Annotated in this window: 11 protein-coding genes; 1 reads left to right on the forward strand and 10 read right to left on the reverse strand. The window is 68.7% G+C overall.

The genetic code is table 11. The features are described from left to right. Nucleotides 1–2: 2 nt before the first annotated feature. The 8 genes from PV419_RS05890 to eccD all read right to left on the reverse strand — a co-directional run bounded on the left by PV419_RS05890 (nucleotide 3) and on the right by eccD (nucleotide 9,085). Complete coding sequence (locus PV419_RS05890) at nucleotides 3–407, reverse strand: hypothetical protein (RefSeq protein ID WP_319686588.1); 405 nt, start codon at nucleotides 405–407, stop codon at nucleotides 3–5. Beyond that, nucleotides 404–883 carry a YbaB/EbfC family nucleoid-associated protein gene (locus PV419_RS05895; RefSeq protein WP_319686589.1) on the reverse strand — a complete coding sequence of 160 codons (480 nt, stop codon included), beginning with the start codon at nucleotides 881–883 and terminating at the stop codon, nucleotides 404–406. Before PV419_RS05895 ends, PV419_RS05890 begins: the two co-directional genes overlap by 4 nt. A gap of 91 nt (nucleotides 884–974) precedes the next feature. Then, on the reverse strand, nucleotides 975–4,712 hold the full coding sequence (locus PV419_RS05900; RefSeq protein ID WP_319686590.1) for an AAWKG family protein: 3,738 nt from the start codon (nucleotides 4,710–4,712) through the stop codon (nucleotides 975–977). Nucleotides 4,713–4,811: 99 nt separating this feature from the next. Beyond that, nucleotides 4,812–5,297 (reverse strand): type VII secretion system-associated protein, encoded by a 486-nt coding sequence (locus PV419_RS05905; protein WP_319686591.1) that lies wholly within the window; start codon nucleotides 5,295–5,297, stop codon nucleotides 4,812–4,814. A 109-nt stretch (nucleotides 5,298–5,406) separates the two neighbouring features. Continuing rightward, on the reverse strand, nucleotides 5,407–5,724 hold the full coding sequence (locus PV419_RS05910; protein WP_319686592.1) for a WXG100 family type VII secretion target: 318 nt from the start codon (nucleotides 5,722–5,724) through the stop codon (nucleotides 5,407–5,409). 87 nt (nucleotides 5,725–5,811) lie between these two features. Further along, on the reverse strand, nucleotides 5,812–6,147 hold the full coding sequence (locus PV419_RS05915) for a hypothetical protein (protein ID WP_319686593.1): 336 nt from the start codon (nucleotides 6,145–6,147) through the stop codon (nucleotides 5,812–5,814). Between the two features lie 53 nt (nucleotides 6,148–6,200). Next, complete coding sequence (gene eccB, locus PV419_RS05920; protein ID WP_319686594.1) at nucleotides 6,201–7,652, reverse strand: type VII secretion protein EccB; 1,452 nt, start codon at nucleotides 7,650–7,652, stop codon at nucleotides 6,201–6,203. 32 nt (nucleotides 7,653–7,684) lie between these two features. Further along, entirely contained in the window at nucleotides 7,685–9,085 is a 1,401-nt protein-coding gene (gene eccD / locus PV419_RS05925; protein WP_319686595.1) for a type VII secretion integral membrane protein EccD, read from the reverse strand. A 380-nt stretch (nucleotides 9,086–9,465) separates the two neighbouring features. On the opposite strand from eccD, the gene eccCa reads away from it, so the two are divergent. Continuing rightward, nucleotides 9,466–13,437: a type VII secretion protein EccCa gene (gene eccCa, locus PV419_RS05930; protein ID WP_319686743.1), complete on the forward strand. Its 3,972-nt coding sequence runs from the start codon at nucleotides 9,466–9,468 to the stop codon at nucleotides 13,435–13,437. Between the two features lie 338 nt (nucleotides 13,438–13,775). On the opposite strand, the gene PV419_RS05935 is transcribed toward eccCa, so the two are convergent. Continuing rightward, nucleotides 13,776–14,033 carry a hypothetical protein gene (locus PV419_RS05935; protein WP_319686596.1) on the reverse strand — a complete coding sequence of 86 codons (258 nt, stop codon included), beginning with the start codon at nucleotides 14,031–14,033 and terminating at the stop codon, nucleotides 13,776–13,778. Between the two features lie 132 nt (nucleotides 14,034–14,165). Continuing rightward, nucleotides 14,166–15,428, reverse strand: a complete 1,263-nt coding sequence (locus PV419_RS05940) for a S8 family serine peptidase (protein WP_415925232.1) — start codon at nucleotides 15,426–15,428, stop codon at nucleotides 14,166–14,168. Between the last annotated feature and the right edge of the window lie 65 nt (nucleotides 15,429–15,493).

Genomic DNA, 15,493 nt, shown 5'->3' on the forward strand with positions numbered 1-15,493 from the left:
AGTCAGTGCTTTCCGCCGGACTGCTCGTCCTCGCCGGACTCGTAGCTGGAGTCGTCGCCGCTGTCGGGGTCAGCGATACGTTTCTGCTGCTCGATCAACTCGCTCACGTCGGCCTGAACGGCCTTGACGCTGCCGAGACTCTCCAACAGTCCGGCTCTCAGCGCCGATACCGCCAACCCGAGACCCTCGATCGCTTCGGTGAGCGTCCGCACCGTCTTCTCGTCGTCGGGCTCGGTCTTCGTGTAGTAGTCGTCCGGTGCGTCTTTGTCGCCGTTCCAGCCCCTGTACCTCTCATGGTCGCCCAGGTACTCCCCCTTGAGCGCCATGAACTGGTTCTCCACACCGCCCAGGCCGTCGAGCGCTCCCCGTATCCTGCCCAGATCCATGTCATAGGTGTCGTCGCTCATGGCTTTCCTCCGGGGACATCCGGGTCCTCGTGGATCTCGTCGCGCAACCCGTCGCTGGACGGCCTGCCGCCACCCGCTCGCCCACCGCCCTCGAACGCCGACCCGAAGTCGAAGAGCCGGTCCCAGTCGATGCCGATGTCCCGGGACCCCGGGACATCGGGGTTCGCCGCCAACAGCGGGCGGAAGGTGTCCATCACCCGCTGGGTGACCTGCTGACGCCCCCGCTCGGCCGCCTCAAGAACCGAGGCGGCCAGTTGCGGTCCGGTCATGTTCAGGTACTTGTTGTCCACGAACGTCAGCCCGGCCAGCTCTCCCTGCGGGCCGATGGTGACCTCGACCGCACGGTCCCGCGAACGGGCCTTCACCTTGTTGGCCGCGAGCTCCTGCTCGGCACGGGCGATGGCGGCCTTCGTGGCTTCGAGGTGCGCCCTGGCCTGATGGACGCGCTCCGCGTACGAATCGTTCAACTCGCTCAACGTGTGCTCCTCGGACTGGTCGGACTGGTCGGACTGGTCAGGCTGATCGGTTTGGCTGCGCGGTTTTCCGGAACGACGGCGCGGCGGGGGCTCATCGGCCGATCACGGCCGGCGAGCCGCCCTCGTCGCTGCCCCACACGTCCTCGTCCTCCGGCACCCACGACTCGCGCTCGCGGTCGTCGGTCTGGGTCGCCACCTGGCCGGGCGCCCCGGCTCCGCCCGCGCCGCCCATCGGCGGCATGAACGGGGTGCCGCCACTGGTGATCACGTTCTCTCGCTCGTCGAGGAGTCCGCCGCCGGGCCGGCCGGGCCTGGGCGCCGCCCGGCGGTTGCTGACCACGTCGTCGCTGTCGATCACGTTGCGGACCCGCTCGGTGGGGCCGCCCTCGCCACCGCCGGCGCCACCACCACCGCGTCCGGGCATCGTTCCGGGGTTGAGGGGCATGCCGCCGCCCCCCGGCGCCCCGGGCTGGTTCTGGTTGCCGAGGTTGGCCGCCGCCTGGTTGTTGCCGTTGCCGTTGCCGTTCTGTTCACCGGGCGACTGGTACGGGTCCTTGTCCCACAACTCCTCCTCGTACGAGGACGGGTCGTACAGCGAATGGGAGTTGCCGCCCCCGCCGTTGCCTCCGATATTGCCGAAGTTGAATCCGGGGGTCTGGTGCTGGAAGTCCGGGAGTGAGTTGCCGCTTCCGTTCAGGTGCCCCGTGATCGACTTGCCGTCCGGGTCGGTGATCGAGGTGGCGCCGGTGTGCGGATCGATCGTGGACGTGCTGCCGTCCGGGTACTCCGTGACGATCTGCCCCTGCGGATCGATGTGCGAACTGCTGCCGTCGGGGTTGTTGAGGACGTTATCGACATTGAGCGGGCCGGAGCGCGTGTGGCCGTCCGGCGTGGTGATGCTGGAAGTCTGGGTGTCGGGATCGATCGTGGTGGTGTGGCCGTCCGGGTACTGCGTGACCACCCGGCCGTGGGAGTCGATGTGCGACTCGCTCCCACCGGGGTTGTGCAGTGAGTCATCGCCGTTCACCGGCCCCGTGATCGGGTCGTGCGACAACGGCGGCAAGTTATCGCCGTTCAGCGCGCCGCCAATGCGGTTGAGCGCCTGATCCTGCTGCTTCTGGTACTGCTCTTGCTGCTGCTGGTTGTGCTCCTGCTGCTGCTGATACTGCTGCTGTTCCTGCTGGTACCGCTGCTGCTCCTGCTGGTACTGCCGTTGCTGCTGTTGTTCCTGCTGCTGGTACTGCTTGTCCTGGTATTCCTGCTGCCGCTGCTGGTACTCCTCCTGCTTCTTCTGCTGCTCCTCCTGTTGCTGCTCCTGCCGCTGCTGCTGCTCCTCCTGGTACTGCTGTTGCCGCTGCTGGTACTCCTCCTGCTTCTTCCGCTGCTCCCTCTGGTCGGACTCGGCCTCCTTCTTCGCCTGCTCCTGCTCTTTCTCGGCCTCCCTCTGCTCCTGTTCCTGCTTCTTCTCCTGCTCTGCCTGCTTGGCCTCGGCCTCCTTCTTCGCCTGCTCCTGCTCCTGCTCCGCCTCCTTCTCCTTCTGCTCCTGCTCCTTCTCAGCCTGGGCCTGCTTCTGCTCCTGCTCCTTCTGGTACTGCTCCTGCTTCTGCTCCTGTTCCGCTTGCTTGGCCTCGGCCTCCTTCTCCTTCTGCTCCTGCTTGGCCTCCCTCTGCTCCTGTTCCTGCTTCTTCTCCTGCTCCGCCTGCTTGGCCTCGGCCTCCTTCTTCGCCTGCTCCTGCTCCTTCTCAGCCTCGGCCTGCTTCTGCTCCTGCTCCTTCTCCGCCTGTTCCTGCTTCTGTTCCTGTTCCTTCTCCGCCTGGGCCTGCTTCTGCTCCTGCTCCTGCTGCTCCTGCTCCTGCTTCTTCTTCGCCCGATCCTGCTCGGCCTTCTGCTGAGCCACTTGGCCAAGTTGGAACTGCTGTTGCTGTCGCTGGTACTCCTCCTGCTTCTTCTCCTGCTCCGCCTGCTTGGCCTCGGCCTCCTTCTTCGCCTGCTCCTGCTCCTTCTCAGCCTCGGCCTGCTTCTGCTCCTGCTCCTTCTCCGCCTGTTCCTGCTTCTTCTCCTGCTCCGCCTGCTTGGCCTCGGCCTCCTTCTTCGCCTGCTCCTGCTCCTGCTTGGCCTCCTGCTCCTTCTGTTCCTGCTTGGCTTCCTGCTCCTTCTGCTTCTGTTCCTGTTCCTTCTCCGCCTGGGCCTGCTTCTGCTCCTGCTCCTTCTCCTTCGCCGCCTGCTCCTGCTCCGCCTCCTTCTCCTTCTGTCCCTGCTCCTCCTTCGCCGCGGCCTGCTTGGCCTCCTGTTCCTTCAGGTACTTCTCCTGCTTGGCCTCGGCCTCGGCCTGCTTCTTCTCCTGGTCCTTCTCCTTCCGGTCAGCCTCGGCCTCAGCCTTCTTCTCCTTGTCTTCCTGCTCCTTCCGGTACTTCTCCTCCTTCTCCTCCTGCTCCTTCCGATACGCGTCCGCCTCCGCCTTGGCCTTCTTCTCCTTCTCTTCCTGCTCCTTCCGGTACTTCTCCTCCTTCTCCTCCTGCTCCTTCCGATACTTCTCCTCCTTCTCCTCCGCTTCCTCCTTCTCCTTGTCGGCCTTGTCCTTCTCGTAATCCTGGGACAGGCTGTCGCCGCTCGACGTCTTGACGGTGCCGACGTCGAAGACCGAGGGGCTCCACGCGTCGTGCACCGTCTTGAGCGCGATGTCGGCGTTGTCGATCAGGTTTTCCTTGACGGAGTCCTTCCACCGCTCGATCGCCGCCGCGCCGACCGCCTTCCAGGTCTCCAAACTGCTCAGCGGTCCATAGTTGTGACCCTTTTTGTCGATGGCATCCTGGCGGAAATGTTCGGTGGCGTGATAGGTGGTTCTCGTTCCGCCCCTGGCAACGGTATGCACTTTGTACGTGATGTTCGAGATGTTGGTGTCCCATACGTGGTCCACGATCTCCGACAGCAGGTCGGAGAGGAAGCTCAGCGGGTTACCGTCCCTTGCTTCCCAGGCGGCCCACTCCTGCTGGAGTTTCCGGGCCGCTTTCCGGAACTCGTCACCTGCGATCCGGATGGCATCGCCCGGTACGGAAAACATCGCACCGTTGCGCAGGTCCTCGGCGTAGTCCTCGTACCGCTTGTTCAGCTTGTGGATGAGATCCCAGAAGACGCCGGCCGCCGTGCCCTTCCACGCCTTGTTCTCCTGCATCCCGACCCGCTTGTGCCATTCCGCCAGTTCCGCCTGGCGGTCGACGTAGAACTGGGCGACGCGGTCGAAGGCGTCCGCCGCCCTGCCGAATGACGCGAGATCGACGACACGTTCTGCGGGCACGTCGATTCCGTTCCACTCGAACCCACGCGTACCACCCTCGTTGTCGAGCACGGCCTCAAGGGCCCGGCCCGTTCCATAGGAGTACTGCGTATGCGGGCCGGTGTCCCACGTGGTCCCTTCGTCCGACTTCTTGAAGTCGTTGTCGTACCTGGCCTTGTGCTCACCCCCCTCGTACACACCGCCGGAGGGCCTGTCCTTGCCGTTGTGGTTACCCAAGAGCGTGAATCGGGCCTTGTAATAGGTGATCGTGTCTCCCGAGGCCTCTTCGCCGGACTCCTCCTCGTTCCCCGTCTTGTAGAAGGGGATCACGAAGTCCGTGTTGGTCACGTTGCGACCCGCGTTATCGACCCTCCACTGAAGGTCATCCGCATCGACGTAGGTGACGTGCTTCTGCTTGGTGATTTCCACCTTCATCAGCGGGATGTCATCGTTGCCCACCCACTCGGAGAACAACTTGTCGATGTGTGGCGCATCGTAACCGGTGAAGAAATAGATCGCCTTCTGCCAATAATCACTGGCGTTGGAAAACGGCACGGCGGCGCCTCCATCGGGCGGGAGAAACGAGGGGGTGTGGGGTACTGCGGTGCTCAGCCGGGACGACTACGGCTCACTCGGCGCCATGGTTCTTCACCGTCATTTCTTGTCGTCCTTTCCATCGCCCCCGCCGGAGCCGGACCCTTCGGAGGCCAGGTCGTCGTCCACGTCTTCAAGGGGGTCGAGGATCTTCTCGCCGTCGATCTTGCCCAGGTTGTCACCCTGCGTCTTCAGCAGCGTATCCATGGTTTCCCGCAGATTGTCTTCGATGTCGTCGAAGAGCTTCTGCTGATCCTCGATCATCCCTAGGATCTGGTCGATGAGTTGCTTCAGGGTCTTGTGTATGTGCGACCCGTTGGTCAGCTCCTCCTCTTCGGTCATGGCGCCGATCGTGAGGGGAAGCTTCGTCCCCGAGGGGATGTCCGCGCCCTTCCAGTCATGCGGATTCTCCGACTTGAGGCTGCCCAGCGCGGGAATATCCCCCTTGTCCTTGAGGATCTTCTTCAGCTCCGCCTGGAAGTCATGCACATCGACGTTGATGAAGTGCTCCATCCACGCCTTGTCCAGCTGGATCGGTTCGGCCATCTCACTACCCCTTCTCGTCCGCCGTTGCTCTCCGCGGATGTCCTGTGCCGAAACGGGCGACCGCCCACGTGTGGCAACGCGCAGGCAGTCGCCCGTACCGCACCCGGCCTCAGCGGCCGATCTTCACGTTTTCCCAACTGGACGTGAGGTTGCGCTGGTTGGTCCGGTAGTTGTCGCCGATGTCGTCGAGCAGTCCAGCGTGGCTCCTGAGGAGCTCCTTCATTTTCTCGACGGCCCGGTGCCACGCCGCCTGCTTACGGACGTAGACCTCCTGGTCTTCACCTTCCCAGCTGCTGATGAACTTCTGCAGCTCCGTTTCGAGCTGGTTGAGAATCTTCTCGATGTTCTGAGTCTGCAGACGCATGTCCTCAGCTGCGTTGTCGGTGCCCTTGAAGTCGACGTAGATGTGCCCGTCGGAGAAGTCCATTGGCACAGCACGTACCTCTTTTCAGTGCGAGGGGATACAGGGGATGCGGGACGGAACGGAACCGGGTGTCCGTTACCGGGGTTCAGCTCAGCCGTGCAGCGCGTCGAAAATCGACTTCGCCTGGGTGTACTCCTGGTCGACGGCGTCCTTCTGCGAACCCTGCGTCAGGTTGTTCGACCGGAGCGTCTCGTTCAGCGTGTCGATGACGTCCATGAGGTTCTTCGAGATGACCTCGGCCTGGTCGTCCCACTGCTGCAACAGGTCCTGGTACTGCTTACCGTCGCTGCCTCCGTAGGCACCGCCCACGTTGAGCTTCGTGTTCTCGACGTCCTGGCGGCAGACCTGGATGTTGCCGAACGCCTCTTCCGTGGCAGAGATTCCGTTGCGGGTTGCGCCCTCTTCTGACCTCGTCAGTCCTGGCATGAGATATCCCTTCGGCTGTTGTTCGCCACCAGGCACGGTGCACTGGCGGCCGGTCAGTTCTCCGTCTCACACTGCGGCGCCGTGGATTTACTCCGCCCCATGCTCGCCGCCTGTGGAGTCAAATCCGGGCCGGTTGGCAGCATGGCCAGCAGTGAGGACGGAAGTGCTTGTGCCTCGCCCTCGCTGTATCCCAGCGCCTTCAGGGAATCGGCGGTGGGCAGCCGGTATTTCATTCCGGTGTCCGTCACCAGATAAAGCGTGTTGCCGACCTCGCCGCCGCCCGCGCCCAGCACATGCACCAGTGCGCCTCCGCCCGGCCGCACCGTGATCCGGTTGACCGTCACACACGCCGGGACCAGCCCCTCCGGCGGAGCCTGCGTGGTCGGGCCGAGATCCACGTCGCGGATCAGGGCCACGCTCACCCGGGTGCCGTCGCTCCCGGACTCCAACCCGACACACGGTGTCTGTCCGGCACCGAGGTCCACCGGCTCCGGCGGGGTCGCCGGCTGCCGCTTCCCCGTCTCCACCTCCGGCGTGTCCGGGGCCAGATGGCCGCTCAGCGCGTCGGCGCCCAGGCTCGCGGGCGATACCGCCCCGCCCGCGTACGCCTTCTGCCGGGTGTCCGGATCACCGAGGACCAACGCCGCGCCGGTGGCGGTCAGCGGGGCAAGACCCTCCTTGCGCAGCAGGTAGTAGCGAGCGGTGCCACCCGGCGCGGCGACCTTGAAGACCTGGCCGACCCGGGTCCGGAGCCCGCCCAGTTCCGGCCCCTGCCCGCCGCGGCCCGGCACGGCCGGCGGGGCCAGATCCGGGCCGGCGGGCAGGGAGTTGAGGAACGCGGCCGAAACCGGCACCGGCTTGGTGGAGCCGTAGCCGAGCGCCTCGGCAGCGTTGGCCTTCTGGTCGAGCCGCAGCCTGCGGCCCTGCCACACCAGGTAGTCGTCCTTGTCGGGCCCGCTCACCAGCAGCCCCTGCCCGGACTTCAGCCCCGCGCCGTCGGCCTTGGCGCCCACGGCCACCGTGGTGCCGGTCGCTCCGCTGGTGTTGCCGGAGCACACCTGCCACGGGTCGCCGGTCAGGTTGTCGTTGCCCGGCGGCTCGTCGGGGGCGCCGCTGATGCCGACCGGCGCGCCGTGCGGGGTGCCGCGCAGCGACTTGCTCCCGATGGTCATGACCTTCATCTGGTCACCCGCGAGCAGCCGCGCCGAGGTGTGGTTGCGTACCGGGCGCAGCCGTCCGCCCAGGTACAGGTAGCGGGTACCGGTCTCCTTGTTGATGACCAGCGTGCCCGGGTCCCGCCAGGAACTCTTCGTGCCGGGCTTGAGCAGGCCGAAGACGAACGATCCGGCGCAGAGCAGGATCCCGATGAGGACGCTGATGGTCACGGCCCGGTTGGTCCTGCCCTGCGGGCTCTCCGGGGCGTCGGGATCCGCGCGCAGCATGGCGGACGTCAGCCGCCCCATGACGAACATGTGCGCCTGGACCTGATCCCGCTTCGTCTGCACCGGTCACTCCCTTCCGTCTCGGTCCGTCTCGCTCACGCCATCAGCCCGCGCAGGGCGCTGTAGACGCCGAGCGCCCACAGGACCAGGGGCAGCAGGCTGAGCGCCATCAGGTAGTGCAGGATCTCGGCCGCCCGTCCCCAGTACGGGACGAGGCGCCGCCCCGGTACCGTCCAGGAGACGATGGCGATGACCGCCGTGAGACCGAGCAGTCCGGCGACCACCAGCGGCCGGCGGTCCGGTGCGTACGACTCCGCGCCGACGAGGATCAGCAGCAGCAGCCCGCCCACGCCGGGGAGGGTCAGCGAGAGCCGCTGCCAGGTGTTGCCCAGCCCCCGCGCGTGCAGCATCAGCAGCAGCGACAGCGCCACCACCGTGAGCACCGAGGGGAGGTTGGCGTACCAGGCGAGCGCCCCGAGGCAGGCGGCGCAGGTGGCGCCGACCGCCCCGTACAGCGAACTCATCCAGCCGTCCGCGAGCGCCGTGCGGCCGGCGACCGCCGCGGTCGGGTGCGGTTCGATGCCCTCCTGGAGCTGCTGGGCGTTGGTCGGCAGCGGTGGCACCTTCAGCCCCGACATCCGGAAGGACAGCGAGGGGACGAACGCGCCGAGCACCACCGCCGCCAGGGCGATGATCCCGGCGACATGGTGCGGCGCCAGGTCCGCGGTGATCATGAGGGTCCCGGTGATCGCGCCGAACGCCGCGACCACACCGGTGCCGAGGAAGAGCGCGGCGTACGCGGCCACCGCGGCGAGGACGACGATCGCGCCGCCCGCGCCCGCCACGCAGGACGCCAACAGCCGTGAGCCCACCACCTCGTTGGCGTGCGCCCCGGTGAGGTCGCCGCCGGGCAGCAGCCATCCGGCGAACGCCAGGTAGGGCGCGGCCATGAAACCGAGCGTGGCGCCCGCTCCGGCGTCGCCGACCGCGCGGCTCGCCGACCCCGCGCCCGCGACCAGCAGCAGTCCGGTCACCGCGGCGCACAGGGCGCGCACCCCTACGGAGCCGCCGGGCAGGGCGAGCACCACCAGCCCGGCGGTGAGCACGGTCACCGCGAGGCCGAGCAGCAGCCGTCGGCTCGCCTCGGGGGTCCAACCGTAGGGGCGGGACCGCATGGTGTCGGAGATGCCGGCCACGAGGTCGTCGAGGTGGGCCTCGGGCAGCGCCTCGGTGCGCGGCCGGAGGTAGAGCGTCTCGCCGTCGGACAGATCGTAGGAGTCGAGGGTGCGCTCCTCGTCCATCGGCCCGGCGCCGAGGCGCTGCAGCACCCAGCCGCCGTGGTCGATGCCGGTCTCGCCGAGGTCCTCGCCGCCGTAGCCGAGGACGGCGGGCAGCAAATCGGCCACGGGGACGTCGGAGGGCACCGCCAGATCGACGCTCTTGGCGGGCGCGCGGACGGTCAGGCGGCACAGGCCGGCAACCTGGGTGTCAGTCATCTGGCTGGCTCACGCTCCTCCGGGGTATTCCACCGAAGGACATCGTGTCGCGAAATGACAGAATGACACTGAAACTCCGGCCGGAAGCTCTCTCGGCGGCAAAACGGGCTGGACCTGCATTTCAATAGGCCATGATTCCGTCCGCACACCTGGGCAATGCACTTACCTTTCGGCAAAGTACACACCTTCCATGGGGTACACAAGTAAAGAGACCGAAGGACAGCGTGTCACTAAATGACAGAATGACACTGGAGTTCATTGAAGAAATGACACTGAAACTCCGGGCGTAAGCTCTCGTGGTGGCGAAAAAGGCTGGACCTGCATTTCAATAGGCCATGGTTTCGTCCGCGCACCGCCCGTAAGGAGACCGTTCGTTGAGTGTGGTCCTGTTCCGCAGGCCGGCCCGCCGCCGCGGCCCGGACATGCCCGAGGGCGAGCTGAACCTCCAGGAGCCGCCCACGCTGCCCGAGGAGGTGCCCGACAGCTCCGCCGTGTGGACGTATCTGCCCATGGCGCTGATGTCGGTGTCGATGATGCTGATGTTCATGCGGCCGGGCATGAGCCGGGCGTCCGGAAGCCACTTCATGTACCTGGCCGTCGGCATGATGGTGCTGGCCTCCGCCGCCATGATGCTCGGCCAGATGATGCGCAAGATCAGTGAGCGCAAGCAGCGTCTCAAGGGCGAGCGCCGCGACTACCTGCGCTATCTCACACAGATCCGGCGCAAGGTGCGCACCGCGGTCGCCGACCAGAAGAAGGCGCTGGCCTGGCGACACCCGGAGCCCGCGGCCCTGTGGGCGCTGGCGGGCACCACCCGGCTGTGGGAACGCCGCCCGCAGGACGAGGACTTCGGCGAGGTCCGGGTGGCCGTCGGCGAGCAGAAGCTCGGCCTGCGGCTGACGCCGAAGGCCACCACGCCGGTGGAGGACCTGGAGCCGCTGGCCGCGCACGCCCTGCGCAGCTTCATCCGGGCGTACTCCACCGTGCCCGACCAGCCCATCGCCATCTACCTGCGGTCCTGGGCGCGGGTGCTGTTCCGCGGCGACGAGGAGCGGATACGTTCCGTCGCCCGCGCCGTGATCGCCCAGTTGGTGACCTTCCACGCCCCCGACGACGTGTGGGTGGCGCTGTGCGTGTCCGACGAGCGGCGGGCGGACTGGGAATGGACGAAGTGGCTGCCGCACAGTCTCCACCCCCAGGAGAGCGACGGCGCGGGCCCGGCCCGCATGTGTGTCTCGGCCTTCAACGAGCTGGAGGACCTGCTCGGCGCCGAGTTCATGGAGCGGCCGGGCTTCGACCCGGACGCGACGGCCGGGCGCGAGGAGCCGTTCACCGTGATCGTGGTGGACGGCGGCAGCGTCCCCGGCGGGCACCGGCTGGACGGGCCGGGCTTCCGCAACGCCGTCGTGCTGGACCTGAGCGGCGCGCTGACCTGGCGGCCCGGCCGGGTCACACTCCGCTTCGAGGTGTCCGGGCAGGACTTCACGCTGGTCCGTACCGACCGGGAGCGCAAGGAGCAGCCCACCCGGCTCGGCCGCCCCGACCGGTTCGGACCGAGGGGCGCCACCGCGCTGGCCAAGCGGATCGCCCCGTACCGGATGGGTATGGGCAGCGAGGTCGCCGAACCGCTGGCGTCGAACGTGGAGTTGACCACCCTGCTGGGGATCAGCGACCTGCGCCGGCACGACCCGGCCACCCTGTGGCAGCGCAACACCGGCTCCGCCCGGCTGCGGGTGCCGATCGCGGTGTGCGCCGACGGCACCCCGCTGGAGCTGGACATCAAGGAGTCCGCCCAGGGCGGTACGGGGCCGCACGGCATGCTGATCGGCGCCACCGGCTCCGGCAAGAGCGAGCTGCTGCGCACCCTGGTGCTGGCGCTCGCGCTGACCAACTCCTCCGAAACGCTCAACTTCGTCCTGGTCGACTTCAAGGGCGGCGCGACCTTCCTCGGCCTGGACGAGCTGCCGCACACCTCGGCGGTGATCACCAACCTGGCGGGCGAGGCGGCGCTGGTCTCCCGGATGCAGGACGCGCTGCACGGCGAGCTGATGCGGCGGCAGGAGCTGCTGCGGGCGGCGGGCAACTACACCTCCGCGCTGGACTACGAGAAGGCACGGGCGTCCGGCACCCCGCTGACGCCGCTGCCCAGCCTGTTCATCGTCGTTGACGAGTTCAGCGAACTGCTCGCCGCGCACCGCGAGTTCATGGACCTGTTCGTGATGATCGGGCGTCTCGGGCGGAGCCTGGGCGTACATCTGCTGCTCGCCTCGCAGCGGCTCGACGAGGGCCGGATGCACCAGCTGGAGAGCCACCTGTCGTACCGCGTCGGGCTGCGCACGTTCTCCGCCATGGAGAGCCGCGGCGTGCTCGGCGTGCCCGACGCCTACCAGCTGCCGCCGCGGCCCGGCAGCGGCTATCTGAAGTCCGGTGTGGAGGCGCTGACCCGGTTCCGCGCGGCGTACGTCTCCGGCCCGTACCAGGAGCGGCGGGCCGGCGCGAACCAGGCCCGGGTGGCCAGCCAGACCATGCCGTGGACCTCCGGTTATGTGGTGCCGCGCCAGGTGCCCGACCTGCCCGAGCCGGAGCCCGAGGAGGAGTTGGAGGAGACGGGGGACACGCTGCTGTCCGTCGCGGTGGAGCGGCTGCTCACCGCCGGGCCGCCCGCCCACCAGGTGTGGCTGCCGCCGCTGGACCTGCCCGCGACCCTCGACCAGGTGCTGCCGCCGCTCACCCCCGACCCCGACCTGGGGCTGACCACCGTCGGCTGGCCGGGGCGGGGGCGGCTGACCGTCCCGATCGGCATCGTGGACAAGCCCTTCGAGCAGCTGCGGGACCTGCTGACGATCGACCTGTCGGGCGTCGGCGGGCACGTGGCCATCGCGGGCGGTCCGCAGAGCGGCAAGTCCACCCTGGTACGCACCATCCTCACCGCGCTCGCGCTCACCCACTCCCCGCGCGAGGTGTCGTTCTTCTGCCTGGACTTCGGCGGCGGCGCGCTGGCGGGCCTGGCGCAGCTGCCGCACACGGCCGGGGTGGCGGCGCGGCTGGACACGGAGCGGGTGGGCCGGACGATCGCGGAGGTCAACTCGCTGCTGGCCGCGCGCGAGCGGTACTTCCTCGACCACGGCATCGACTCCATGGCCACCTTCCGGCGCCGCCGGGCCGCCGGGGAGTTCGCGGACCAGCCCTACGGGGACGTGTTCCTGGTCATCGACGGCTGGTCGACGGTGCGGCAGGACTTCGACCAGCACATCCAGACGTTCAACTCGATGGCCGCCCGCGGCCTCAACTACGGCATCCACCTGATCGTCACCACCGCCCGTTGGGTGGAGTTGTCCGCGGGCGTGCGCGACCAGGCCGGCACCCATCTGGAGCTGCGAATGGGCGACTCGATGGACTCCGAGATCAACAGCCGCCGCGCGGCCACCGTGCCGCGGCTGCCCGGCCGCGGTCTGACCCGGGACGGCATGCTGCACTACCTCTCCGCGCTGCCCCGCATCGACGGCGTGGAGAGCGCGGAGGACCTCGCGGACGGGGTCGCCGGCCTGGTCGCGGCGGTCAAGGAGAGCTGGCCGGGACCGCGGGCCCCGCAGGTGCGGATGTTGCCGACCAAGCTGCCGGTCTCCCAGCTCCCGCCGCCCGAGGGCGACCTGCGGATGCCGATCGGCCTGGAGGAGAGCGAACTGTCCACGGTGTGGCACGACTTCAGCGAGACCCCGCACATGGTCGTCGTCGGCGACACCGAGAGCGGCAAGACCAACATGCTGCGGCTGACGGCCAAGGCGATCATGGAACGGTATACGCCCGCCGAGGCGCGGATCATGGTCGTGGACTACCGCCGCACCCTGGTGGAGGCCATCCCCGACGAGTACCGCCTCGGCCACGCGGTCTCCGTCGACGCGCTGCGCGACATGATCGGCGGGGCGGCCCCGGCGGTCAAGGAGCGGGTGCCGGGCCCGGACATCGCGCCGGGCCGGATGAAGCTGTGCGACTGGTGGACGGGCCCGCGGCTGTTCATCCTGGTCGACGACTACGACATGGTGGGCGGCGACTCGATGAACGCGCCGTTCGAGCCGCTGCTGCCACACCTCGCGCTCGGCTACGAGGTCGGGCTGCACCTGGTCGTGGCCCGCGCCGCGGCGGGCGCCTCGCGCGGCCTGAACGACCGCCTACTGCGGCGGATGCTGGAGGTCAACACGCCCGGTCTGCTGCTGTCCTGCCCGCCGGCGGAGGGCTACCTCTTCGGCAACATCAAGGGCCGGGTGCTGGCGGCGGGGCGGGCCACGCGCATCGCCCGTCACAAAACGACGCAGATGCAGACGGCGCTCGTGGACGACGGGCCGGCCACATGACGCGCGGATGCGGGAAAACGGCCCGCTCCCCCCGGGGTTGTTCACCTTTCCGCAAGGTCGCGGCCACCCGCCCGGAATATACGGGCGGGGCGGCTGCCGGGATTACCGCGGAGGCTGACCGAATGCGAGCGAGGGCCCGCCCGAAACGGTCTGGAATTCCGGAGGAACGGGCACAGGGGCCGCACGGACCCGGCGGTCACCAGATGACACCACGTCACCTGGCGCCGCAGGACGCCCGGCGCGGGCACACGGGCGAAGAAGCGCCGGTGTCCCCCGGACGGGGGTCCGGGGGACACCGGCGCTTCGTGAAGGAGCGGACCTCCGCTGAGCGGGGTCAGCTAGCGCACGAACAGCTGGGCATGCCGTGCACCGTTGACAATCCTCGCGTTGCACTGGAAAGCGGTGATCTTGCCCTGCTGGGCCAGTGTGTTCCCGGCCGTCTGGCACCTCACCTCCGAGGTGTAGCTGGCGTAGTAGCGCCACCTGGGGCTGGCGCTGTCGGCGGAAGCGGAGCCCGCGGTCAGCGGGATGGCTACCACAGCGGCACCGAGCGCGAGACCGGCGACGGCACGAGAGCGCCACTTCTTCTTCAGCATGTTTCGCCTGCTTCCCATTGGTGTCACCAAATGTCACAACATCACCGCCTACGGGCGATGTTGTGGGGAAGCATACGGACGTCCGGTTCCCGCGCAACCCCCCAACCGGAACCGGCCGTCGCGGAGCGGTCCTCAGGAACCCCCGGTCTCCGCGGGCTCCGTGGGCACTGCGGGCACCATGGCCTCCTGGTCCCGCGCGCCTCCCGGGCGCCAGCGCCGGGCCCGGCCTCGGGGGATCACCACGGCCCCCGCCGCCACCAGCAGCAGCAGACCGCCGCCCGCGCCCGCGATGATCAGGGCGCGATGGCGCGGCTGGGGGGAGGCGGCCGCAGGGACATGCGCGGCCGCCGGCTTCGGGGTGGCGCCCTGCTTGTCGGTGAGCAGCGAGCTCACCGCCGCGTACGGGTCCACCCGTGGCGTGTCCGACGGATACGCGGCCACTGTGAGCTGCCGTGCGACCTCGGCCGCGGACATCTCCGGGTACCGGGCCCGCACCAGCGCCGCCGCGCCCGCGACATGCGCCGCGGCGAGCGAGGAGCCCGAACCGATGTAGTGGCCCGAGCCCTTGGGCCCGACGCTGACCACCGCGTCACCCGGCGCCGCCAGGTCCGCGCCGTCCAGCGCAGGCGCGCTGTCGGGGCGCTTGCCGTCCGGGCCGTAGTCGATGACCGAGAGCACGCCGGGCGCGGCCGCGGGCCAGTACCAGGGCGCGGGCTCGACCGTCTGGCCCGTGTTCCGGTCCCTGGGGAGGAAGTCCGGGCCGACCGGCGCGACCACCAGCGCGTCGTGCTCGGCCGCGTACGCCACGGCCTTGGTCAGCTCGGCCTTCCCCGTCGCCAGCACCCGCCCGACGTAGATGACGTCGGCGCCCTCGGCGGCCGCGGCGCGGATGCCCGCCGCGAGGGTCGCGGCGGTGGTCTCGCCGCGCGTCTGCGTCCCGCGCACCGCCAGGATCCGCGCCTTGGGCGCAACTCCGGCCACACCCACACCCTTGCCGGGCGCCGCCGCGATCAGGCCCGCGGCGAAACTGCCGTGGCCCACGCAGTCCTCGCCCGCGTCGCCGACTGCGGTGACCCGGCCGGACAGCGCCGGGATGTCGGTACCGACGCCGGAGTCGACCACGGCGACGGTCACCCCGGCGCCCTGGGACAGCTCCCAGGCCCGGCCGAGGCCGAGCGTGGACCGGGACCAGGTGGCGTCCTCGGCCTTCTTGCCGGACGCCTTCGCGCACGGGTCGTCGGACGCCAGCGCGGAGGCGACGGCGGGCAGTTCCACCGAGCCCGAGCCCGGGTCCGCGGCTGCGGGGGTGACCGCGGTGGCGAGTGGAGTGGTGGCCAGCGCGGCGGCGGCGACCGCCCGCGCCACCGGATGACGGTGAGAAAGAGCACGTCGCATGGCTCGCATGCTACGTGGCCCGGGGACGACTTACCGCAAGGTGGTCGATTTACCCATATAAAGTT

This window comes from Streptomyces sp. ME19-01-6 (assembly GCF_033793745.1).
Classification (GTDB): domain Bacteria; phylum Actinomycetota; class Actinomycetes; order Streptomycetales; family Streptomycetaceae; genus Streptomyces.

Coding starts and splice junctions, on each gene's coding strand:
- PV419_RS05890 (WP_319686588.1), bottom strand. CDS start 407: ATGAGCGACGACACCTATGACATGGATCTGGGCAGGATACGGGGAGCG.
- PV419_RS05905 (WP_319686591.1), bottom strand. CDS start 5,297: ATGGCCGAACCGATCCAGCTGGACAAGGCGTGGATGGAGCACTTCATC.
- PV419_RS05910 (WP_319686592.1), bottom strand. CDS start 5,724: ATGGACTTCTCCGACGGGCACATCTACGTCGACTTCAAGGGCACCGAC.
- PV419_RS05915 (WP_319686593.1), bottom strand. CDS start 6,147: ATGCCAGGACTGACGAGGTCAGAAGAGGGCGCAACCCGCAACGGAATC.
- eccD (WP_319686595.1), bottom strand. CDS start 9,085: ATGACTGACACCCAGGTTGCCGGCCTGTGCCGCCTGACCGTCCGCGCG.
- PV419_RS05935 (WP_319686596.1), bottom strand. CDS start 14,033: ATGCTGAAGAAGAAGTGGCGCTCTCGTGCCGTCGCCGGTCTCGCGCTC.
- PV419_RS05940 (WP_415925232.1), bottom strand. CDS start 15,428: ATGCGACGTGCTCTTTCTCACCGTCATCCGGTGGCGCGGGCGGTCGCC.